Raw genomic sequence first — 19,611 nt, forward strand, 5'->3', positions numbered from 1 at the left:
GTCTTCGCCACCGAGTGATTCGTTTAACATTGCCGCGAAATCGTCGCGGGTTGGAAATGCCGTTGAGGCCATATGGTTTAATCCTTGATAGTCAATTTTTCTGGCCAGGCGGTTGGTTCCGCCGGTCTTGGACCAAAATTGCCACGATCACCCCATGTGATCGCCGCATCCACCAGAAAACTGCCAAAAATAGTGTATGTGAAGTCAAGCGCAAATGGCAAATGCTACGCTAAAGCCGGGCCGGTTCTGCACCAACCTGTCTCGCGCATCATTTGTCTGCTATGCCGGATCTTTGTCGCGCCGGCCGCTTATCTTCGCATTCACCATGGCAATTGCCTGCTGAACGGCGGCGTCTATAGTCAAATCGGTGGTATCAAGCAAGTCCGCATCTTCGGCGGGCTTGAGCGGCGCGGTAGCGCGATTTTTATCGCGCTCGTCGCGTTTTAAAATATCGGCGAGAATGTCATCGAAATCGGCAGGATCGCCACGCCGCTTCATTTCCTCAAAGCGCCGTATTGCTCGCGCCTCGGATGAGGCTGTCACGAACAGTTTTACATCGGCATCGGGTGCAATGACGGTGCCGATATCACGGCCATCCAGAACCGCTCCGGCGGGTTGGTAAGCAAAGTCTCTCTGGCGCTTGTCCAGCGCTCGCCTTACCTGTGGATGGACCGAGACCCGGCTGGCCAAACCGCCTACGGCTTCACTGCGCAGGGCCGGATCGGACAGCAACGCGCTTTCAAACTGGCAGGCGGCCAACGCATCAGCCGGGTTGTCGGCATCTCCGCCTTGTTCCCTGAGCGTCCAGCCTACGGCGCGATAGAGCAGGCCAGTATCCAGAAAGGGCAAGGCAAAATATTTTGCCAGTTGTTTGGAGATCGTACCCTTGCCAGAGGCGGTCGGACCATCGACGGCAATGATCATGTGCTTTGCCTTTTGTGGTTCCTGTAGGCCTTGAAAAGGCCGCCAACAGCAGTGATGATCCAGACGATTTCAAGCAGAAATGATGCCAGGTTGAAATGCACCATGAGGGAGATCGTCAACAAGATCGCCCCGATCAGGTTCGTGCCGTTATAGATGAATGCGTTCACTGCATCGGCATAGACGTTATAGGCATAAGCAACGACGATCAAAATGCTGCCCGATATGCCGATCACATTGGCGGAAAATCCATCGATCATCGGGATGCGAGCGCCGCTATGAGATTTTCAAATTCCGGAAAGCTGGTTTGTGCCGGTGTAATATCGTCGATAGCGACGCCGGACTTGGTCATCAGCCCCGCAACCGCGAAACTCATGGCAATGCGATGATCGAGTGCGGTTTCGATCATTTTTTTGCCGGTACTGCCGACGAGCAATTTGCCGCTGCTACCGATTATCGTGAGTCCGTCTTCTCGTTCCGTTACATCGACGCCCAGCAAACGGAGTCCCTTGGCCATTTGCGACAGGCGGTCGGATTCCTTCACCCGCAATTCGGACAAGCCGCTGGTTGTTGTTTTGCCGTCCGCCAAGGCTGCCGCGATAAACAATATGGGAAACTCGTCAATCATACTGGGCGCAATATCACCGGGCACGACGATGCCGGAAAGCGCGCTATGCTTGACATGGATGTCAGCAACCGGTTCTCCCCCCACTGTCCGTTTTTTCCGGAAGCTGATGTCGCCACCCATGGTCTGCAACACCTCAAACAGACCGGCGCGGGTAGGATTAATGCCGACATTTTCGACGACGATATCCGATCCGGGAGTGATCAATGCGGCGACGACGAGAAATGCGGCGGAAGAAGGGTCGCCGGGCACCTTGATTTTTTGCGGCTGAAGCTCCGCTTCGCCAGTCAGCGATATGACCCGGCAACCCTCGGCATCTGTTTCCACGCTGATTTGCGCACCAAATCCCTTGAGCATGGTTTCGCTATGATCACGGGTGAGAACCGGTTCGATGATCCGGGTGATTCCCGGTGTGTTGAGACCCGCAAGCAGCATTGCCGATTTGACCTGCGCAGAAGCGACCGGCAAGCGATATTCCAAAGGGACCGCAGGGCAAAGCCCCCGCACCGTCAGGGGCAGGCATGCTTTGTGGTCGGCTGTCTCGCGCGCGTGAATATCGGCGCCCATTTCCGACAGCGGATCAATTACCCGGCCCATGGGGCGTTTTGACAGACTGGCATCGCCGATGAAGGTGGCTGTGATTCCGTGCGACGCGACCAGGCCCATTAATAGCCGCGTCGATGTCCCGCTGTTGCCCATATCGAGGGCTTTGTCCGGCTGCATCAGACCGCCGACACCGACGCCATATACCGTCCAGACGTCATCCTTTTTTTCAACCTTTGCACCCATTGCCCGCAGGGCGTCGGCCGTCGCCAGGACATCCTCGCCTTCCAGCAGGCCGCTAATCCGGCTTTTGCCAATGGCAAGCGCCGATAATATCAACGCCCGGTGCGAAATGGATTTATCTCCGGGGACGGAAATTTTGCCGGTGAGCGGGCCAGACGGTTTGAACGTGACTGGCTGAGGAGATTTACTGGTCATGACAGAGCTTTATTAGCGGAACGCACGTATGATTCGTGCAGGAATACCAAACGGCTTTTGACAGCGCCGCAAAGCTATGGCAAGGCGCGCCGGATTTCGCGGGTGATTTTAGGAGAACTTGAATCGCCGCATAACAGACTTACCTATCAACGAATTGATTTAGACAGGATTTGGACACCAGCCATGGTTAAACCGGAATGGGGCACAAAACGCACATGCCCGAAATGTGGAACACGCTTTTACGATCTGGGCAAAGAAGACCCGGCTACCTGCGTTGAATGCGGGGAAAGCTTTGTGCCGGAAGCGGTGCTGAAATCCAAACAGCCCATGCCATTTGAAGCCGCGCCCAAGAAGGATGCGAAGAAGGAAGAGGATGCGGTTGACGATGATGACTTGGACATCAACATCGACGATGATGAGCCGTCCCCGGACAATGAAGTTGATCTCGGCGGTGACGATGATTTGGGCGTTAGCAAGGGCAAAGGTGACGACGAACCGGACGACACCTGATTTTTGATTTGCATTATGGAGGGCGGCTGGATTAAAGGCGCTCTTCATTGGGGGCCTTAGCTCAGCTGGGAGAGCGCTTCGCTGGCAGCGAAGAGGTCAGCGGTTCGATCCCGCTAGGCTCCACCAATTTTTCGGGAACAAGCCCGTCCGGCGGACGGGAGGCCGAAAAATTCCCGAGCAATAGCGAAGGGCCCGGAGCGGGCGGCACTCGCGAAATCTCTTCATTTTGTGAGTTTTCGATAAACCATGCCCAATCTCCCCACCCATTATGACGCGATAATCCTTGGCGCAGGCGGAGCCGGTCTGATGTGCGCCGCCGTTGCCGGGCAGCGCGGGCGCAAGATATTGCTGATCGATCACGCCGATGAACCGGGCAAGAAAATCCTGATTTCCGGCGGCGGGCGCTGTAATTTCACCAATGTCGGGACCGCGCCCGATCGCTATTTGTCGCAAAACAGGCATTTTTCCAAATCTGCGCTCAGCCGGTATTCGGCTAACGATTTCGTCGGCCTCGTTGATCGCTATCGAATCGACTGGCATGAAAAAACACTGGGCCAGCTGTTTTGCGACGGCTCTGCCCGGCAGATTGTCGAAATGTTGCTGGCTGAATGTCCACATCAGACGGTCAAGCTATCGCTTGGCAAGGCGATAACCGATGTCAGTCACAGTGACGGACGATATCGAGTCGAATATGGCGGAGAGACCGTGTTCGCGCCTTCCCTCGTGGTTGCTACAGGTGGTCCGTCGATCCCCAAAATGGGGGCAACCGGCTTCGCCTATGATCTGGCGCGGCAATTTGGTCTGAAAATCGTCGAGCCAAGGCCAGCGCTGGTTCCATTGACCCTGGGCGGAGAAGAAACATTGTTCCGGTCCCTGTCCGGCGTCTCGGCACCGGTTATCGCGCGATGCGGAAAAACCGCATTCCGCGAAGCTGCCCTGTTCACGCACAAAGGATTGTCGGGGCCGGCGATCCTCCAAATTTCATCTTACTGGCAGCACGGCGAATCGGTCGAAATTGACTTCTTGCCCGATTTGCCGGGTGATTGGCTCGTTCAGGCAAAGAGGTCGTTGCCCCGAATCTCGCTAAAGCGGGCAATGAACGCCCATCTGCCAGCGCGATTGACCGACACACTGATAGAACGGATCGCGCTCGACGGTGAACTGGGTAATCTGACCGACAAGAAGCTGGATGAGGCAGCACGGTGCCTGTCCCACTGGCGATTCATGCCTAATGGAACCGAGGGATTCGCCAAGGCTGAGGTCACGTCCGGCGGGATCAGTACGGCGGAACTTTCGTCCAAAAATATGGAAGCTAGGCAAGTGCCGGGCTTTTATGCTATCGGAGAGGCGGTTGATGTTACCGGCTGGCTCGGTGGCTATAATTTTCAATGGGCCTGGGCGAGTGGCCATGCTGCCGGTAAGGCAATATGATCCCCAGCGCGGACCGTTTAATAACAACACAATATTCATAAACCGCAGGCGACTGGCATTTCCGCGCGGCTTTCACTTTTGCCACGGAATTTAAATATTATGCCTTTCTCCAAAATATCTCCGCTTCTCGCCGAGGCGCTCACGGCACGCGAATATGACAAGCCGACACCTGTTCAGGCCGCAGTGCTTGAAACCGAAGCGGAAGGCCGTGATCTTATCGTGTCGGCTCAGACTGGCTCCGGCAAAACCGTAGCCTTTGGTCTGGCGATGGCACCGCAATTGCTCGACGACAATGGCCGCTTCCCGTTTCTGGTAGAGCCGCTGGCACTGGTGATTGCGCCGACTCGCGAACTCGCACTTCAGGTGAGTCGCGAATTAACCTGGCTTTATCAGCCTGCCGGGCCACAGATCGCGACCTGTGTTGGTGGTATGGATGCTTCGAAAGAGCGCCGGACCTTGCGCCGTGGCGCGCATGTCATTGTCGGCACGCCGGGCCGCCTGCGGGACCATCTTGAACGCGGCGCACTGGATTTGTCGAAGCTGCGTGCAGTGGTTCTCGACGAGGCCGATGAAATGCTCGACATGGGTTTCCGCGAAGACCTGGAAGAAATTCTGGATGCCACTGGCGAGGAGCGCCGGACATTATTGTTCTCGGCGACCATGCCCAAATCTATCGTCAATCTTGCCAAGCGCTACCAGAATGACGCGCTGCGCGTTTCGACCGTCGGCGAAGATCGTGGACATGGCGATATCGCCTATCAGGCGATTACCGTCGCCCCGGCCGACACCGAAAATGCGGTGGTCAACCTGCTGCGTTTTCACGAAGCGGAATCGGCGATGCTGTTCTGCGGCACGCGCGAAGCCGTGCGCCGTCTGCACGCCAGTCTGGTGGACCGCGGGTTCAGTGCGGTGGCGCTGTCCGGCGAACATACCCAGAGCGAACGAAACCAGGCGATGCAGGCGCTGCGCAGCAAACGCGCGCGTGTCTGTGTTGCAACCGACGTGGCCGCCCGTGGTCTCGACCTGCCGACCTTGAGCCTGGTCATTCATGTCGAAATTCCACGCGATGCCGAGACGTTGCAGCATCGCTCCGGCCGGACTGGCCGCGCTGGCAAGAAAGGCACGGCGGTTATCATCGTGCCTTACCAGCGGCGCAAGCGGGTTGAGTCCATGTTGCGCGGTGCCAAAATCAATGCCGAGTGGAAAGACGCGCCGACACGCGCCGACATTCGCAAGAATGATGCCGACCGACTGATTGAAACCTTGCTGCAGCCGGTGGAAATTGATGAAGACGACATGGCTCTGGCACAACGGCTGATGGCCGAAAAGACACCGGAAGAAATTGCCGCGATGCTGGTCCAGTCACACCGCGCCAAATTGCCCGCCCCGGAACAGATGCTGGATCGTGGTGCGCAATCCCAGTCCGCACCGGGTGGCCCGCGTCCGGGATTTGAAGATACCGTTTGGTTCAAAATGAACGTCGGCCACAATCAGCGCGCGGACGCACGCTGGCTATTGCCGGTGCTGTGTCGTCGCGGGCATATCACCAAGAATGAAATCGGCGCGATCCGGATCAATGGCGACGACACATTGTTCGAAATTCCGCGCCGGGTGGTCGATAAATTTACCGCCGCCATTGCTGAAAAAAGGGAAACCGGGGGAGATGATACTGACGATATCATGATCACCCAGTTCGAAGGCAAGCCGCGTGATGAAGCAAAGCGCAATCGCAAGGGCGGCCGCGGCGACAATGCCGGGGGCAAGCGGGATTATAGCAACGCCAGCAAGAAATTTGGCGGCAAGAAGTTCGGCAGGAACAAGTTTGGCGACAAGAAATTTGGTGACAAATCTGGCGGTGGCAAGCCGTATCAAAAGCGCAAACCGGAAGGGGAAGGCGGTTCTGATGGTGGCGGAGCAAAACGCGAATTTGGTGAAGGCCGCAAAGAGAAGTCCGCCTATAAAGGTGATCGCAAAGGCGGCGCCAAAGGTAATTTCGGCGGCAAAAAGAAAAAGCCCCATCGCGGGAAGCGTGCTTTTGAAGGCCCGAAGACTAACGGACCCAAAGCCAACTGACCCTGTTGATGACCGATCCCATTCAAATATTGGTGGATGCTGATGCCTGTCCGGTAAAGGACGAAATTTACCGGGTCGCAGAACGTCATGAAGTGGCCGTGGTGATTGTCAGCAATAGTCCGTTTCGCGTTCCGGCTCACCCGCTGGTTAGCCGGGTAGTGGTCAGCGACGCCTTTGATGCGGCCGATGACTATATCGCCGAACGAACGCGGGCCCGCACTGTCGTAGTTACCTCCGACATATTGCTCGCAGATCGATGTGTGAAGGCGGGTGCGGCAGTGGTCGCATCCAATGGAAAGCCCTTTACGGCCGACTCGATCGGAGCGGCAGTGGCGACCCGGGCGATCATGGCCGATTTGCGCGCCGGCATGGGAACGGAGAATATCGGCGGTCCGCCGCCATTCGGCAAAGCGGATCGCTCCCGGTTTCTGTCGTCACTCGATGAAATTCTGGTACGACTGAAACGCGGCGGTTAGTCGATTGTAACCCGAAATGTGAGTGCCATGGTGCTGCCCGCGTTCAGTGTCGTCGCTGTTGCCGTGATGGTTGAGCCAGAAATCGATGCACCGATGGGGCTTTCATCGGCACCTATATTATTGTCGTCTTCCAACTCGGTGGCCGATCCACAATTGACGCCTGTCCTCATCGTTCCCGGATTATAGGTAAACGGCCCTGCAAGAGTGTCAGTGGTTACCACCATATCCGCATTTGTGCCGCCGCTGTTGCTGATCAGGATGCAATATTGGACGATCGCACCCGGAATACGCTTGGGGGTGGTTGTACCGTTGATCGGATCACTGATGATCGAACTGATTTTTGTTACGCTCAAGGTTGTCGAAGGGCGGCAGAAGGTAAAGTCGTGGATCGAAATAGCCTGAGTTCCCGAGTTGTTCGGTGTGGTGGGAATATGGTTGCCGTGTGAAATCTTGATTTCGCTGACGGGAGAAGCAAAACTTACCACGACATTGCCAAATGCGTCCGTGGCTCCGGACTGCCCATCACCGATGGCGGAATTTCCATCAATATAATTGGCCGTGCCATTGGATAAGATCGGTAGCACCGTATTACCATTGTGGGTGCCCGTTATGGTGACTTTGTCGGTGAATGCGTTCGGCGAATAGTCTACGTCAAATATCTTGAACTGAAGGCCCGGGACAGCCGCCGGCAAAGTGATGGTTGTTGTGGATGTTTCTGTATTACTATTGTTATTCATAATCAAATAGAGCGCGAGCGTGCCCGCAGCGCCGCCACCGGTATTGCCGGTTGTTATTTCCGGGGCATTGTTGATAAAACCAGTTGGCGTAGGTGCAACCGTGATTTTAATATTGCCAAGGCCCGTCACGTTATATTCATGCATTAGCGACCCGGCAGGCAGCCATGTCGTTGGTGCCGCCCAACTAAACCCGAGTTGGTTGCCGATTGAACATATTTTGGTCAGGGGAGGGACGTAACCGGGAAGACGGATGTTGGAGACAAAGCTGACTTCTGCATAGTCATCTTCGCTTGTTACCCCATTGCCCGGAGTTGAATCATAATCATAGACGGACGAGGTCCGAATTTGGGCTGTATTCGTAATCGTGCCGGACGTCGCGGTGACAATGACATCCAATTCAATCGTGACGGTTTCTCCTGGTGCAACCGGGGTTCCCAAAGTCCAGATGCCGCCGCTGTACGTGCCAGTACCGGATGTGCTCAACAAGGTGACGCCGGCTGGCAGCGTATCACTCACTGTCACCCCTGTTGCCGTCAATTGAGATTCTGGGGCGTTGGTGACAGACAATGTATATCGGCCGGTGTTGGATGTTAGTCCGCCGAAGGTTTTTGTCAGAGAAAGATCGGCTGCGGGAAGATCAAACTCCATGTCGGACAACCCGATATATTGATTGGGGCCGCTGGGGTCGCCAGTTTCGCTCTCTCCCGAGAAATATATGATGCGCACACGTTTGATCGTTGTCGCACCAAAGTCTATGCTCACGTCGCCGGCTGTAGAAGTGAGTCCGGATGCGCTATTGCCGAGAAAGCCGGTCATATATCCGTTTGCAACGCGGCTGTTGGTTGTTCCGACCGTATAGAAAGCGGGCGTATTGGCGGCGTTCTGCCAGCTCCCGGAACCGTTGTCGTACCATATCTCAACCGCATCCTGGGCGGCCCCTATATTGCGATCAACATCGAGCAACCGGAAGGCCAATCCGGTCACAGCCGCATCAAACGTATAGGTAGTGGTTATTTTGTCATCAGCATCGAAATTGCTATTATCAAAACTATACAGCAAGGGGCCCGCCTGGCTGCTGATATTGCCGTTATAATAGGAAAGAAAACCACTAGAATAATGTGGCGTAAAAGTACCGCCGCTAATGGTGCTGGTTTGATTGATGGTGATCGTCCGCGGGCCGACGGTCAGCGTCCCCCCATTGGGAACAGCCTGGAAATTGTTCAGCCCCAAGCCGGTCCAGTCGGCCGTAGCCTGTGCATTTGCATCGTCCGGAAACAGCGAGGCTATGGCGAGCAGGCACAGCAGTACAATACGCAGCGCGCACGCTGCGGCTGCTTCAAGGCGCTCGCCGCTCCATGAAGGAAGGCTGGCCTTTCCAATTTTATATTTCGACGATCGTAATATCACTCGGCCTATGTAACGATTTTAGCTGAATATGCGGCAACAATTTCGACAAAAGGGAAGTAATTAACGACATTTTACAAATGGCTGAGCAATATGACAGGCCAAGAATTGCAGGCGATTCAGGACGCCCAGCCGGCGTTTCAAGCCATCAACAGGCGGATTGCGGCCAAAGCAGCCGTTCCGGCGCGCAATGGAAGCGTCATGACTAGTTTATCGTAACTTGAAATGTGAGCGCAAAGGCGGTTGTTGGAGCCAAGGTCGACGCAGTCACGGTGATAGTCGAACCAGAAATAGATGCATGATAAGGGTCAATTTCGCCGCTGTCTGCCGCATCGTCATCCTCCGGCGTTGTCGCAGATTGACAATTGGCGCCGCTGTTCATCGTGCCGGGATTATAGGTGAAAGGTCCGGAAAGGCTGTCGGTTGCTACGATCGAATCCGCATTTCCTCCGTTGCCATTGCTGATGAGGATACAATATTGGACGACTGCACCGGGAATTCTCTTGGGATTGGTGGTGCCGCTGACCGGGTCACTGATAATCGAACTAATTTTAGTGACCGACAAATTGGCAGGAGTGTCGGTGAGATAAAGTTGCCCGTACTGGAATTTCCCGTTATTAGATCCCTGCGAAAGTTCGCAGATTTCAAGTCGCCATGTGCCAGCGCTATTTTCATTATTGAAGGCGGACAACGGGTTGTTCGGAATGAAATTATGCTGGAATGGAGGCGGTGCAGTGGTCGAATGGTTGACCGTATTGCCATCTGTGTTCACCGTTTGCGTGCCGTCGTCGTTCAACAAGACGTTGAAATTGTCTCCGCTGATATCGGCGACATTCCCATTGACCAGTTGCACCCGGGTGCCTGCCGGAGATTGTAGAGTCATCCGGATTTCGCCGCGCGCTTTGTGGGTTGCATAGACGCCGATATCGACGTCGGAGACCGTAAAGCTGGCGGCGACTACGAAATTCCGTACCAGCGGTGTCGTACAAGGTCTCGAGCTGTTGATATTGCCTTTGGCCGAATTTACATATGTTGTCACGGTTTGTGCGTGGCTGGCAGCTGGAAACAGCAGTATCGCGCCAGCAATGAGCAAGCACAACAGGCCTTTGACCGGACCGGTCAGATAGATGGCATCTACCTTATCAAGCGCTGAAATCGCCAAGCTCATTGGCAGAGCATAGTGACATAAGCTAAATATTTTGCAAATATTTACCAGATCAACGAGTTTAGGGGGACCAGTCTCCGCGCCCGGCCATCCACAGGCTGATGGCGGCCAAAGCTGCGGTTTCGGCGCGCAATATCCTTGGACCCAGCGATATTGGTACTGACTGGGGCAGCGCGCGGATCATTTCATTCTCGGAATCGGAAAAGCCACCTTCGGGACCGACGAGGATTGCAGCAGGGCCATCATGGGCGACCAATGCCTTGCGGAAACTGCCTTCGCCGGTCTCGTGCAGGCGCTCGTCGGCAAAGAATAAATGACGGTCTTCTGGCCAATTTTCCAGCATTTCATCCAGTTTTACGAGCGGTGCGAGGACGGGGAGGGCAGTGCGTTCACATTGTTCCGCCGCTTCGATCATATGGAACCGCAGCTTGTCGGCCTTGATATGCATATTTTGTGTCCGCTCGGTCTGCACCGGAAGGAGCCGGTCAACGCCAAGCTCGGTCGCTTTTTCGGCAATCCAGTTAAACCGGTCTTTTTTGATCGGCGCGGTGCACAGCCAGAGATCCGGCACCGCTTCCCGTTCCCTTGTTTTTCCATCAATCGACAGGATCAGATCGCGTTTGCCCAGTGTCGTCACATGAGCGAGATATTCACCGGTGCGGTCATCAAACAGCTTGACCGGATCGCCCTGTTTGATTCGCATGACCTTGAGCAAATAATGGGCATGGCTGCCATCCAGCCGGATTTCCGCGCCGTCGGAAAGCTCGACATCGACGAAGAGACGCGGCGCGCTGTGCGGTGGATAGGCGGGTGTTGCGGGCATGAACATCGTTTAGCGCCGCGTTTCATTCTCGTCATGCTGAATTTATTTCAGCATCTCCTTCGGAAGAACGCACATGTTCGACGGAGGTCCTGAAACAAGTTCAGGATGACGAATTAAGGAAATGACGATAAGCGACTGTCATGTCCAATCAGCCAGATCAAATCGTTCCTGATTCCGAACATAAGGGTATCATGGGCCTGCTTCCTGCCGTCGCCCGTCCCTATGCTCTGCTCGCCCGTCTCGACCGCCCGATTGGATGGTGGTTGCTGTTCTGGCCCTGTGCCTGGGGTGTTGCCCTGGCTGGCGGCGCAATCGCGCGATGGGATTTGCTGCTCTGGCTGTTGCTCGGTTCGATTGCGATGCGCGGGGCGGGCTGCGTCTATAATGATATTGTCGACCGCGATCTTGACCGGCAGGTGGAGCGGACCCGCTCGCGGCCCCTGGCCAGCGGTGCTTTGTCCGTGAAAGCAGCATGGATCTGGTTGGTGATATTATGCCTGATCGGCCTGCTGGTATGGTCCCAGATCAACGGGACCGCAAAGCTTGTCGCCCTGGGCAGTCTCGCCCTTGTCGCCGCCTATCCGTTCATGAAACGCATCACCTGGTGGCCGCAGGCCTGGCTGGGGATGGTGTTCAGCTGGGGCGCGCTGGTCGGCTGGCTGGCGATTGATCCGCAGTTTCACTGGGCCATGACCCTGCTTTATCTGGGGTCAATTTTCTGGGTGATCGGATATGATACGATATACGCGCTGCAGGACCGGGAGGACGACGCGCTGGTCGGTATCCGTTCCAGCGCGCTGCGGCTGGGAGAAAATGTGCGTTTCGGCGTCCTGTTTTGCTATCTTGTGGCGCTTGTCAGCTGGGCCACCGCTTTCTGGACGCTCCGGCCCCAGTGGCTTGGCGTTATTGCGCTGGTACCGGTCGCTCTGCATCTGCTGTGGCAGGTGACGACGCTGAAAAGCGGTGATGGTCAGGATGCACTCGCCAAATTTCGATCCAATCGTTTTGCCGGTTTCCTGATGTTTCTTGCCTGTCTGGTTCTCGGACAGGCTGGCTAGAAGCGCAAGAAATTGCATTGCGTCTTGCAACCCATGCGGGTTAAGAAGCTTAACCGAGCAGTTAATCCAGAGCCCAATCTCCCGGAGCCGTATGCATGAAAAAACGCCGCCTGGGCCGCAGCCCGATCTATGTTTCCGAAATCTGCATGGGGACAATGACCTTCGGCAGCGGCGCTGACGAGGCCATGTCGCACAGGATCATGGATGAGTCGGTCGACGCCGGAATCAATTTTTTCGACACGGCGGAAAATTATCCGGTGCCGCCCAGGCCGGAATGGGCCGGGGAAACCGAAAAGGTCGTCGGTCGCTGGATGAAGGGCAAGGATCGCGACAGCCTGATCATCGCGACCAAGGTGTCGGGGCCAAGCCACGGGTGGATCCAGTCGGCGCAGCGCGCGGGGATGACTGCGCTCGACCGCCACAATATCGTCAAGGCTCTTGATGACAGTCTCAAACGGTTGCAGACCGACTATATCGATCTCTACCAGACCCACTGGCCCGATCATGGCACCGCCTATGACGAGACCATGGAAGTGCTCGACGAGGAAATCCGTAAGGGCAAAATCCGTGCGATTGGCTGTTCCAATGAAACCAGCTGGGGCCTGATGAAATCGCTCGAGGCCTCCGAACGGCTCGGCGTTACCCGCTATTGCACCATCCAGAATAATTTCAGCATGAACAACCGCCGGTTCGAAGATGAACTGGCACAGGTCTGCCGCCAGGAAGGAGTCAGCCTGATCCCCTATTCGCCGCTCGCGGGTGGCGCTCTGTCGGGCAAATATAATGACGGCGCGATGCCGGAAGGGGCGCGTTTCTCCGGCTATCTTAAAATGGGTGGACGGCAAAAGAAAATGGCAGAGCGGTTCGTCAATCCCAAGTCGGAAGCATCGACCAAGCGCTTCATGGTGATTGCAGAGGAACTGGGCGTGGCGCCGGTGACGCTGGCCACCGCTTGGTCAAAGCAGCATGATTTTGTCGCTTCCACCATTGTCGGGGCGACCCACACCGACCAGCTGCCCGAGATTTTTGCTGCCGCCGATCTGCTGCTCAGCGACGAGATGATGAAGCGCATTTACAAGATCAGCCGGGAAATCATGTACCCGATGGGCTGATCAGCCCGTCACACCAATGAAAGACAATATATGAACCGTTTCCTTGAACATACCGGCGCGAAATATCCAATCGTTCAGGCTCCGATGGGCTGGATTGCGCGGTCACAACTGGCGTCGGCGGTCTGCAATGCCGGGGGGCTTGGCATTATCGAGACGAGCTCCGGCGAAACCGAAAATTGCATGGCCGAGATCGCCAAGATGAAGGATCTCACCGACGCACCCTTCGGCGTGAACCTGCCGATCATGTTTTTGAAGGATCCCGCAATTCTCACCCGGGTCTGTGAATCCGGGGTCAAGTTCGTGACCACCTCGGCGGGCAGTCCGCGCAAGTTTGTTGGCCCGCTGCAGGAGGCCGGTATTGTCGTCTATCACGCGGTGCCCACCGTGGCTGCAGCGATGGGTTGTGTCGAAGCGGGAGTCGATGGTCTTGTGGTCGAGGGCGCCGAAGGCGGCGGTTTCAAAAATCCCGAGGAAGTGTCGACGCTGGTCCTGCTGCAAGCGATCCGGCAGCAGACCGATATCCCGATGGTCGCAGCCGGCGGGATTGCCGATGGCAAGGGCATGGCAGCGGCTTTCGCCCTGGGCGCAGAAGCGATCCAGATGGGTACGCGGTTCGTTTCGAGCGCCGAAAGCCCGGTGCATCACAATTACAAACAGGCCATCCTGGATGCCACCGAAACAGGTACCTATGTGCTGAACAAGAAAGCCTCACCCTGTATCCGTGCGCTTAAGACCGAGCGGACGACGAAAATTCACGAGGATGGCCTGATGCCGGCGGACACGTTCAAGGGCATTTTGGACGTCTATTTTGGTGGTGATATGGAGGCCTCCGTCGGCCTTGCCGGGCAATCTTCCGGTTTGATTGACGAGATAAAAACTGCCAGACAGATTATCGATGAAACGGTGACCGAGTTTTTTGAAATCACCGCAAGACTGGGCGCGCTCGCTGCCGCCAAAAGTTTCTAGAAAAACAAGAGAGAGGAATATCCAATGAGTCAATTTCCCGACGCAAAGCAATTGTTCACCACTGTCACCGAGGACGGCCGGTCGATATTGTCGATCGAACCTTATGATGTGCCCGAGCCCAAGGAGCATGAGGTTGTCGTGCGGATGGAGGCCGTGCCGATCAATCCTTCCGATCTCGGCCTGCTGACGGCTGCTGCCAATATGGACACGGTCCGCAGTGAAACCGTTGATGGCCATCCGGCGCTGGTCGCGGATGTCGATCCCGCGATGCAGCCGTTCTTCAAGGGGCGGGCGGGCAAGAAACTGACTGCCGGCAATGAAGGCGCTGGCACGGTTGTCGCCGCCGGATCGTCCGATGCGGCGCAGGCCCTGCTTGGCAAGGTCGTGACCATCGTTGGCGGTGAAATGTATCGCACGCACCGGGTGATGCCGACAATGATGTGCGTGCCGTTGCCCGACGGCGCACCGGCCAAGGAAGGCGCCTCTTTGTTCGTCAATCCGATGACCGCGCAGGGTTTCCTCAACACGATGCGCGCCGAAGGCCATACGGGACTGGTCCACACAGCCGCCGCATCGAACCTCGGCCAGATGCTGGCCAAGCTGTGCCTCAAGGAAGGCGTGCCACTGGTCGCCATCGTGCGCTCCGACGAGCAGAAGAAAATCCTCACCGACATTGGCCTGACCCATGTGCTGGACAGCAGCAAGGACGACTTCATGGAGCAGCTGATTGCTGCTTTGGCCGAAACCGGCGCGACATTGGGCTTTGACGCGATCGGCGGCGGCAAGATGGCGAGCTATATCCTGACCGCGATGGAAAAGGCTGCGGCGGTGCGCGGCGCGGAATTCAGCGTCTATGGTTCGACCGTCAACAAGCAGGTCTATATCTACGGCCGTCTCGACACCGGCGACACCATCCTTGGCGGCGGTCTCGGCCTCTACTGGGGCGTCGGCGGCTGGCTGCTCACCCCGCATCTGGAAAAGGTCGGCATGGAGCGGATGATGGAAATGCGCATGTACACCGTCGCCGAACGCAACGGCATTTTCCACAGCGACTATTCCAGCGAAATCAGCCTGATGGACATGATCGATCCGGAAATCGCCAAGGGCTATGACAAGAAGGCGACGGGCGAGAAGGTGCTGGTAAATCCCAGTCTCTAGGGGCTGGCGATAGTGAGATCGCCACCCCGGACTTGATCCGGGGTCCAGAGCGGCAGTGCGCTACTGTGGTGCTTGCCGCTCTGGATCCTGAAACGAGTTCAGGATGACGAGGAGGGGCGTTCACCGATAGCTCACCACTTCCCACTCTATCCCGTTCCAGTCGAAGAAATAGAAGCGCCGACCGGGTTCATATTCGTCATGGCCAAAGGGCTCCAGTCCTGCCGCCACGACTTTCGCCTCCACGCTATCCAGATCATCGACGGTCACGCCGATATGGTTCAGCGGCTCGCCTTTGTTGAACTTTGGGTCCGCAGCCTGAACGTCCGGGTTGGTGTAGAGCGCGATATATTGATCATCCCTCCCGACGTGGATGGTGTGGCCAGCCGCCATGGAGGGCCCCTCCCACCGGATATGCCAGCCAAAAAGATCGTGCAGCAGGGTGGCGCTGCGTTGCGGGTCGCTGACGGTTATGTTGACGTGCTCGAGCTTTCCGTTGCTCATTCTTCAGTTCCTTTCTTCTTGGTTGCATTGTCAATTCGCCAGGGCGGGAAGCGGCGATTGTTGCCGCCGTAGAACAGGCAGAGCGGGTTGCCCGCCGGGTCGCGGAGCCGGGCCTCGCGCCAGCCCCAGCTTTGGTCAGTGGGGCCTGTGTCGAAGGTGACGCCGGAGGATTGCAGCCACGCGACTTTTGCGTCTAGTTCGTCGCATTCGAAATAGGTCATGGACGTTGGCGCTCCGATTTCCTCCACTGCATGGATGGAAAAGGTCTCGCCCGTCGCCGTCTCGAACCGGGCATAGCGGCGCGGGGAGTCGACGATCTGGGTGAGGCCGAGCTGCCGGTAGAAGGTGACTGACCGGTCATAGTCTAGGCATCCCACGGTGACCTGATTGAGTTTCATTTGCCTTGTTTCCTTCCGATATTGGCGTCACTTCATTGGAAGAATTGGAAACATGTTTGGCGTCTCGTGATCGACTCCCGCAGCCTGCCCAATTCTCCATGCTTGTGATTCGTACAATCTTAAGCTAAGTTGAGGTCAAGCTATTATTCTGTGTTCCCGCGCAGGCGGGAGTCCATCTCGGGAAATGGCATCTGATCAGAAGGGCGGGGATGGCAAACCACCCGTGCGGCCACGCCGTATCTCAGGAGATGGACCTCGGCCTTCGCCGGGGAACGGGAACCGCGAAGGAGCCTGAAAATATGCCCGAAACCAAAGCCCTGACCATCGGCGCCCTCGCGGCGCGCACCGGCCTTTCGGTCTCCGCCATCCGTTTTTACGAGGAAAAGGGGCTCGTTGAACCCTTCCGGTCAGCGGGCGGTCAGCGGCGGTTTTTGCGGTCGGATATCCGCCGGCTCAGCTTTGTCCTGATCGCGCAGCAACTGGGGCTGAGCATCAGCGAGATTGAGCGCGCACTGGCAAAACTCCCTCATGGCCGCACACCGACCCAGGCCGACTGGACCCGGATCAGCAAAGCGATGCGCGGTGTGATCGACGATCGCATCGCGGAACTGGAACGCACCCGCGACCGGCTGGACGGCTGTATCGGTTGCGGCTGCCTCAGCCTGAAGAAATGCGCGCTATACAATCCGGAGGACCGGGCGGGATTGAAGGGGCCGGGTCCGCAGCTGGTCTTCGGCGATTGAATTTGCCCGGAGGGGGGATGACTGATGTTCGCCCGGGAGAATGCAGCACTATTTGCAAAAGGTCGGGAACACTTCGTCCTTTGGCGCGTAAGCACGGACATGAAACACTCAAAATTGCTAGACCGGAATTTTAAAGCCAAGCGTCTGGAACAGCTCCAGGGCGCTATTGGGGCGATGATCAAGCAACCACAATTCCCCTGTGTCGGAGCGAAATCAGCCTTGGCGCGCGACAATCTCAAGGTGATCGCGGGGCATCGTCTGGACAGCAATTGGGATGATCTCGAAATCCACCGCGAGCTACTCGCTTGGGCGCGGGAATATCGTGGTTCGACCGAGGGCTTGCGGAGCCTGGCGGTGATATTTGAAGGGCCGACGGATTTGTCCGAAGCCCAGTTTGAGAAATTATTGTGGACGAGAATCCAGTCGATGGCGGACAAAGACGCCTGGCTGGGTCAGTCTTATGACGATCGGGTGAGCGCGGACCCCGAGGATCCGCATTTTTCCCTCAGCTTTGGCGGTGAAGCATTTTTCGTGATCGGCTTGCATCCCAATGCATCCCGCCCCGCTCGCCGCTTTGCTCATCCGGTGCTGGTCTTCAATCTCCATGACCAGTTCGAACGGTTGAGAGAACATGGTACCTATGAGAAGATGCGCGAGACCATCCTGGCGCGCGACGAAAAGCTGGCCGGCGACATCAATCCGATGCTGGCAAAATATGGCGAGTCCAGCGAGGCGCGGCAATATAGCGGTCGTCAGGTCGGCGAAGACTGGCAATGTCCCTTTCAGGATCGGCGCAGCACATGAGCGGTGTGCGCATAGCTCCGCGCTCCGGCGTGGCCTTCCGGCTTGAGAAAGGCGAATATCTCGATGTGATCGATCCTGACGGTGGTCAGGTTTCCGACTTGCTTGCGTTCAACGCCGATGATGTCAGGGAAGTTTTGTCGAACGGCCGGACATTTGATTATGAAGAAACCATCCGGCTGAGCACCGGCAATCGCCTGTGGTCAAACCGATCGAACCCGATGCTGACGATTGTCGAAGACACGGTGGGCTCGCATGACTTCCTGCTGACTCCCTGCAGCGAAGATACGTTCCGGCATTTCTATCCCGACAAGCCGGTGCATCGCGGATGTTTCGGCAATCTGGCAGAAGCGCTGGCTCCCTTTGGCGTCGAAAAGGATGCAATCCCCTGCGCGTTCAATGTCTTCATGAATGTTCCGGTCGATCAGGCAACGGGCAAGCTGGAAGTCCTGCCGCCCACAAGCAAAGCAGGCGACCGGTTGCGGTTGCGCGCAGAAATGGATCTGGTCATCGGTTTGACGGCTTGTTCGGCCTATGCGTCGAATGGCGGTACGTTCAAGCCGATTGATTATAGGGTGGTGCCGGAGGGGGGCGTAGCTGGTTTTGGGGAACTAGAGGTTTAACGCCTTGCGCAATTCCTCATTGATCCGCGTTTGCCAACCTGCACCCGATGCTTTGAATTTCTCTAGAACGATTTTATCCAGTCGCAAAGTCACCTGCTGCTTGGGATTTTGCAGTTTCGGGCGGCCCGGCTTGGTAAGCGTACCATCGGCAGGGCGAACCAATTTGCCTTTTTTGTAGACGGCCGCGCGGCGGAACTGGTCCTCGGTCCATTCTGTCAGATCTTCCGGCTCAAGCCACGGTTCAACGATTTCTTTCGATTTCTTCGTCATGTGCATACATCATCGAAATAATGCGTCTGGAACGTCCGCGCGGCGTCCAAATAATTGCGACCCATCGGCCATTCAACTTTCCAAAAACCCGATATCGGATTTCTCCATAATCTTTTCTATCATCCAGTAGCTCAACAAAATCACCTGCAAAGACCAGCGAAGCATCACGAAAATCCAGACCACGATGTTCCAAGGTCCACTGGCGCTTTGCCGGATCGAATGTAATTTTCATACAGGTTCCTCGGAGGATTTATCATCCGAAGACCCCGTGATGGCTATAGGTCTGGCCCAATCTGCCAAATTCTTTAATTTATGTAGTTACATTTATTGAAAGAGTCAATGGCTACCCCACCGCTAGCAACTCATTAACCACATCCTGATCACCTGCCCAGAAATGGCTTTTGGGAAATTGATAGAAACGGTCAGTTGTGGTTTGCCGTTAGTCCTGAGCTTGTCGAAGGATGCCTAAAGGCTAAAAAGCCACCATGGCATTCTATGTTTATATCCTAAAATGTTCAGACTCCAGTTTCTACACCGGTCATACCGATAATCTGGAACAACGCTTTGCTCAGCATCAGAGTGGCTTCTTTACAGGATATACTTACAAAAGGCGGCCCGTGGAATTAGTCTGGTCTGAATATTTCTCGACCCGCTATGAGGCCTTGGAGGCGGAAAAGCGGATCAAGGGTTGGACGAGGGCAAAGAAGCAGGCGCTGATCGATGGCGATTGGGAATTGCTGTCGGAGTTATCGAGAAACCGTGCTCATAGACGGTAGGCGGGGTTCGACAGGCTCACCCCTAACGGTATAAGGGTGCTGCAACAAATTCCGTTAGT

The 19,611-nt window shown here is 56.1% G+C and carries 23 protein-coding genes and 1 tRNA gene; 14 read left to right on the plus strand and 10 right to left on the minus strand.

What is annotated here, in order from left to right; translation table 11 throughout:
- Positions 1 to 233, plus strand: a 233-nt coding sequence (locus ACN0WX_RS12805) for a hypothetical protein (protein ID WP_417622730.1), incomplete at its 5' end; no start/stop codon positions are given.
- 46 nt (positions 234 to 279) lie between these two features.
- Here ACN0WX_RS12805 and cmk read toward each other — a convergent pair.
- From cmk to aroA, 3 genes are read right to left on the minus strand one after another with little or no spacing between them, the layout of a single operon-like run.
- On the minus strand, positions 280 to 924 hold the full coding sequence (cmk, locus tag ACN0WX_RS12810) for a (d)CMP kinase (RefSeq protein ID WP_417622731.1): 645 nt from the start codon (positions 922 to 924) through the stop codon (positions 280 to 282).
- Entirely contained in the window at positions 921 to 1,181 is a 261-nt protein-coding gene (locus tag ACN0WX_RS12815) for a CBU_0592 family membrane protein (protein ID WP_417622732.1), read from the minus strand. Before ACN0WX_RS12815 ends, cmk begins: the two co-directional genes overlap by 4 nt.
- Positions 1,178 to 2,527, minus strand: a complete 1,350-nt coding sequence (gene aroA / locus ACN0WX_RS12820; RefSeq protein ID WP_417622733.1) for a 3-phosphoshikimate 1-carboxyvinyltransferase — start codon at positions 2,525 to 2,527, stop codon at positions 1,178 to 1,180. Before aroA ends, ACN0WX_RS12815 begins: the two co-directional genes overlap by 4 nt.
- A gap of 183 nt (positions 2,528 to 2,710) precedes the next feature.
- Between aroA and ACN0WX_RS12825 the strand changes: the two genes are divergently transcribed.
- The 5 genes from ACN0WX_RS12825 to ACN0WX_RS12845 all read left to right on the plus strand — a co-directional run bounded on the left by ACN0WX_RS12825 (position 2,711) and on the right by ACN0WX_RS12845 (position 7,017).
- Positions 2,711 to 3,037 (plus strand): TIGR02300 family protein, encoded by a 327-nt coding sequence (locus ACN0WX_RS12825; protein ID WP_417622734.1) that lies wholly within the window; start codon positions 2,711 to 2,713, stop codon positions 3,035 to 3,037.
- A 50-nt stretch (positions 3,038 to 3,087) separates the two neighbouring features.
- Positions 3,088 to 3,163 (plus strand) — tRNA-Ala (locus tag ACN0WX_RS12830).
- A gap of 120 nt (positions 3,164 to 3,283) precedes the next feature.
- Positions 3,284 to 4,468, plus strand: coding sequence for an NAD(P)/FAD-dependent oxidoreductase (locus ACN0WX_RS12835; protein WP_417622735.1), 1,185 nt, complete (start codon positions 3,284 to 3,286; stop codon positions 4,466 to 4,468).
- 99 nt (positions 4,469 to 4,567) lie between these two features.
- On the plus strand, positions 4,568 to 6,541 hold the full coding sequence (locus ACN0WX_RS12840; RefSeq protein WP_417622736.1) for a DEAD/DEAH box helicase: 1,974 nt from the start codon (positions 4,568 to 4,570) through the stop codon (positions 6,539 to 6,541).
- A gap of 20 nt (positions 6,542 to 6,561) precedes the next feature.
- Positions 6,562 to 7,017 (plus strand): YaiI/YqxD family protein, encoded by a 456-nt coding sequence (locus ACN0WX_RS12845; RefSeq protein WP_417622847.1) that lies wholly within the window; start codon positions 6,562 to 6,564, stop codon positions 7,015 to 7,017.
- On the opposite strand, the gene ACN0WX_RS12850 is transcribed toward ACN0WX_RS12845, so the two are convergent.
- The 3 genes from ACN0WX_RS12850 to ACN0WX_RS12860 all read right to left on the minus strand — a co-directional run bounded on the left by ACN0WX_RS12850 (position 7,014) and on the right by ACN0WX_RS12860 (position 11,146).
- Positions 7,014 to 9,161 (minus strand): DUF11 domain-containing protein, encoded by a 2,148-nt coding sequence (locus ACN0WX_RS12850; protein ID WP_417622737.1) that lies wholly within the window; start codon positions 9,159 to 9,161, stop codon positions 7,014 to 7,016. The genes ACN0WX_RS12845 and ACN0WX_RS12850 overlap by 4 nt on opposite strands.
- A gap of 202 nt (positions 9,162 to 9,363) precedes the next feature.
- Positions 9,364 to 10,326 carry a proprotein convertase P-domain-containing protein gene (locus ACN0WX_RS12855; protein WP_417622738.1) on the minus strand — a complete coding sequence of 321 codons (963 nt, stop codon included), beginning with the start codon at positions 10,324 to 10,326 and terminating at the stop codon, positions 9,364 to 9,366.
- Positions 10,327 to 10,384: 58 nt separating this feature from the next.
- The gene (locus tag ACN0WX_RS12860) at positions 10,385 to 11,146 is read right to left on the minus strand and encodes a 16S rRNA (uracil(1498)-N(3))-methyltransferase (protein ID WP_417622739.1); all 762 of its coding nucleotides are present in this window, start codon (positions 11,144 to 11,146) and stop codon (positions 10,385 to 10,387) included.
- 140 nt (positions 11,147 to 11,286) lie between these two features.
- Here ACN0WX_RS12860 and ubiA point away from each other — a divergent pair, with 140 nt between their 5' ends.
- From ubiA to ACN0WX_RS12880, 4 genes are all read left to right on the plus strand, one after another.
- Complete coding sequence (gene ubiA, locus ACN0WX_RS12865) at positions 11,287 to 12,204, plus strand: 4-hydroxybenzoate octaprenyltransferase (protein WP_417622740.1); 918 nt, start codon at positions 11,287 to 11,289, stop codon at positions 12,202 to 12,204.
- 95 nt (positions 12,205 to 12,299) lie between these two features.
- The gene (locus tag ACN0WX_RS12870) at positions 12,300 to 13,316 is read left to right on the plus strand and encodes an aldo/keto reductase (protein ID WP_417622741.1); all 1,017 of its coding nucleotides are present in this window, start codon (positions 12,300 to 12,302) and stop codon (positions 13,314 to 13,316) included.
- Positions 13,317 to 13,346: 30 nt separating this feature from the next.
- A complete protein-coding gene (locus ACN0WX_RS12875; RefSeq protein WP_417622742.1) occupies positions 13,347 to 14,282 on the plus strand; it encodes an NAD(P)H-dependent flavin oxidoreductase in 936 nt (311 codons plus the stop codon).
- Positions 14,283 to 14,306: 24 nt separating this feature from the next.
- Complete coding sequence (locus tag ACN0WX_RS12880; RefSeq protein ID WP_417622743.1) at positions 14,307 to 15,440, plus strand: NADH oxidase; 1,134 nt, start codon at positions 14,307 to 14,309, stop codon at positions 15,438 to 15,440.
- Between the two features lie 120 nt (positions 15,441 to 15,560).
- On the opposite strand, the gene ACN0WX_RS12885 is transcribed toward ACN0WX_RS12880, so the two are convergent.
- Positions 15,561 to 15,941, minus strand: coding sequence for a VOC family protein (locus ACN0WX_RS12885; protein ID WP_417622744.1), 381 nt, complete (start codon positions 15,939 to 15,941; stop codon positions 15,561 to 15,563).
- Complete coding sequence (locus ACN0WX_RS12890; RefSeq protein WP_417622745.1) at positions 15,938 to 16,339, minus strand: VOC family protein; 402 nt, start codon at positions 16,337 to 16,339, stop codon at positions 15,938 to 15,940. The genes ACN0WX_RS12885 and ACN0WX_RS12890 overlap by 4 nt, the downstream gene beginning before the upstream one ends.
- A 299-nt stretch (positions 16,340 to 16,638) precedes the next feature.
- Here ACN0WX_RS12890 and soxR point away from each other — a divergent pair, with 299 nt between their 5' ends.
- From soxR to ACN0WX_RS12905, 3 genes are all read left to right on the plus strand, one after another.
- Positions 16,639 to 17,082, plus strand: a complete 444-nt coding sequence (gene soxR / locus ACN0WX_RS12895) for a redox-sensitive transcriptional activator SoxR (protein ID WP_417622746.1) — start codon at positions 16,639 to 16,641, stop codon at positions 17,080 to 17,082.
- A gap of 174 nt (positions 17,083 to 17,256) precedes the next feature.
- Positions 17,257 to 17,886: a guanitoxin biosynthesis heme-dependent pre-guanitoxin N-hydroxylase GntA gene (gene gntA / locus ACN0WX_RS12900; protein ID WP_417622848.1), complete on the plus strand. Its 630-nt coding sequence runs from the start codon at positions 17,257 to 17,259 to the stop codon at positions 17,884 to 17,886.
- Entirely contained in the window at positions 17,883 to 18,506 is a 624-nt protein-coding gene (locus ACN0WX_RS12905) for a DUF1989 domain-containing protein (protein ID WP_417622747.1), read from the plus strand. The genes gntA and ACN0WX_RS12905 overlap by 4 nt, the downstream gene beginning before the upstream one ends.
- Here ACN0WX_RS12905 and ACN0WX_RS12910 read toward each other — a convergent pair.
- Positions 18,495 to 18,776 (minus strand): BrnA antitoxin family protein, encoded by a 282-nt coding sequence (locus ACN0WX_RS12910; protein WP_417622748.1) that lies wholly within the window; start codon positions 18,774 to 18,776, stop codon positions 18,495 to 18,497. The genes ACN0WX_RS12905 and ACN0WX_RS12910 overlap by 12 nt on opposite strands.
- Positions 18,748 to 19,008 (minus strand): BrnT family toxin, encoded by a 261-nt coding sequence (locus ACN0WX_RS12915; RefSeq protein WP_417622749.1) that lies wholly within the window; start codon positions 19,006 to 19,008, stop codon positions 18,748 to 18,750. The genes ACN0WX_RS12910 and ACN0WX_RS12915 overlap by 29 nt, the downstream gene beginning before the upstream one ends.
- A 253-nt stretch (positions 19,009 to 19,261) precedes the next feature.
- Between ACN0WX_RS12915 and ACN0WX_RS12920 the strand changes: the two genes are divergently transcribed.
- A complete protein-coding gene (locus tag ACN0WX_RS12920; protein ID WP_417622750.1) occupies positions 19,262 to 19,552 on the plus strand; it encodes a GIY-YIG nuclease family protein in 291 nt (96 codons plus the stop codon).
- The last annotated feature ends 59 nt before the right edge of the window (positions 19,553 to 19,611 follow it).

The organism is Parasphingorhabdus sp. (assembly GCF_048269915.1).
In the GTDB taxonomy this organism is placed as follows: domain Bacteria; phylum Pseudomonadota; class Alphaproteobacteria; order Sphingomonadales; family Sphingomonadaceae; genus Parasphingorhabdus.

What these genes read in the sequence shown, in the direction of transcription:
- cmk (WP_417622731.1), bottom strand. Translation starts at nt 924, where the DNA reads ATGATCATTGCCGTCGATGGTCCGACCGCCTCTGGCAAGGGTACGATC.
- ACN0WX_RS12815 (WP_417622732.1), bottom strand. Translation starts at nt 1,181, where the DNA reads ATGATCGATGGATTTTCCGCCAATGTGATCGGCATATCGGGCAGCATT.
- aroA (WP_417622733.1), bottom strand. Translation starts at nt 2,527, where the DNA reads ATGACCAGTAAATCTCCTCAGCCAGTCACGTTCAAACCGTCTGGCCCG.
- ACN0WX_RS12825 (WP_417622734.1), top strand. Translation starts at nt 2,711, where the DNA reads ATGGTTAAACCGGAATGGGGCACAAAACGCACATGCCCGAAATGTGGA.
- ACN0WX_RS12835 (WP_417622735.1), top strand. Translation starts at nt 3,284, where the DNA reads ATGCCCAATCTCCCCACCCATTATGACGCGATAATCCTTGGCGCAGGC.
- ACN0WX_RS12840 (WP_417622736.1), top strand. Translation starts at nt 4,568, where the DNA reads ATGCCTTTCTCCAAAATATCTCCGCTTCTCGCCGAGGCGCTCACGGCA.
- ACN0WX_RS12855 (WP_417622738.1), bottom strand. Translation starts at nt 10,326, where the DNA reads ATGAGCTTGGCGATTTCAGCGCTTGATAAGGTAGATGCCATCTATCTG.
- ACN0WX_RS12860 (WP_417622739.1), bottom strand. Translation starts at nt 11,146, where the DNA reads ATGCCCGCAACACCCGCCTATCCACCGCACAGCGCGCCGCGTCTCTTC.
- ubiA (WP_417622740.1), top strand. Translation starts at nt 11,287, where the DNA reads ATGTCCAATCAGCCAGATCAAATCGTTCCTGATTCCGAACATAAGGGT.
- ACN0WX_RS12870 (WP_417622741.1), top strand. Translation starts at nt 12,300, where the DNA reads ATGAAAAAACGCCGCCTGGGCCGCAGCCCGATCTATGTTTCCGAAATC.
- ACN0WX_RS12875 (WP_417622742.1), top strand. Translation starts at nt 13,347, where the DNA reads ATGAACCGTTTCCTTGAACATACCGGCGCGAAATATCCAATCGTTCAG.
- ACN0WX_RS12880 (WP_417622743.1), top strand. Translation starts at nt 14,307, where the DNA reads ATGAGTCAATTTCCCGACGCAAAGCAATTGTTCACCACTGTCACCGAG.
- ACN0WX_RS12885 (WP_417622744.1), bottom strand. Translation starts at nt 15,941, where the DNA reads ATGAGCAACGGAAAGCTCGAGCACGTCAACATAACCGTCAGCGACCCG.
- ACN0WX_RS12890 (WP_417622745.1), bottom strand. Translation starts at nt 16,339, where the DNA reads ATGAAACTCAATCAGGTCACCGTGGGATGCCTAGACTATGACCGGTCA.
- soxR (WP_417622746.1), top strand. Translation starts at nt 16,639, where the DNA reads ATGCCCGAAACCAAAGCCCTGACCATCGGCGCCCTCGCGGCGCGCACC.
- gntA (WP_417622848.1), top strand. Translation starts at nt 17,257, where the DNA reads ATGATCAAGCAACCACAATTCCCCTGTGTCGGAGCGAAATCAGCCTTG.
- ACN0WX_RS12905 (WP_417622747.1), top strand. Translation starts at nt 17,883, where the DNA reads ATGAGCGGTGTGCGCATAGCTCCGCGCTCCGGCGTGGCCTTCCGGCTT.
- ACN0WX_RS12910 (WP_417622748.1), bottom strand. Translation starts at nt 18,776, where the DNA reads ATGACGAAGAAATCGAAAGAAATCGTTGAACCGTGGCTTGAGCCGGAA.
- ACN0WX_RS12915 (WP_417622749.1), bottom strand. Translation starts at nt 19,008, where the DNA reads ATGAAAATTACATTCGATCCGGCAAAGCGCCAGTGGACCTTGGAACAT.
- ACN0WX_RS12920 (WP_417622750.1), top strand. Translation starts at nt 19,262, where the DNA reads ATGGCATTCTATGTTTATATCCTAAAATGTTCAGACTCCAGTTTCTAC.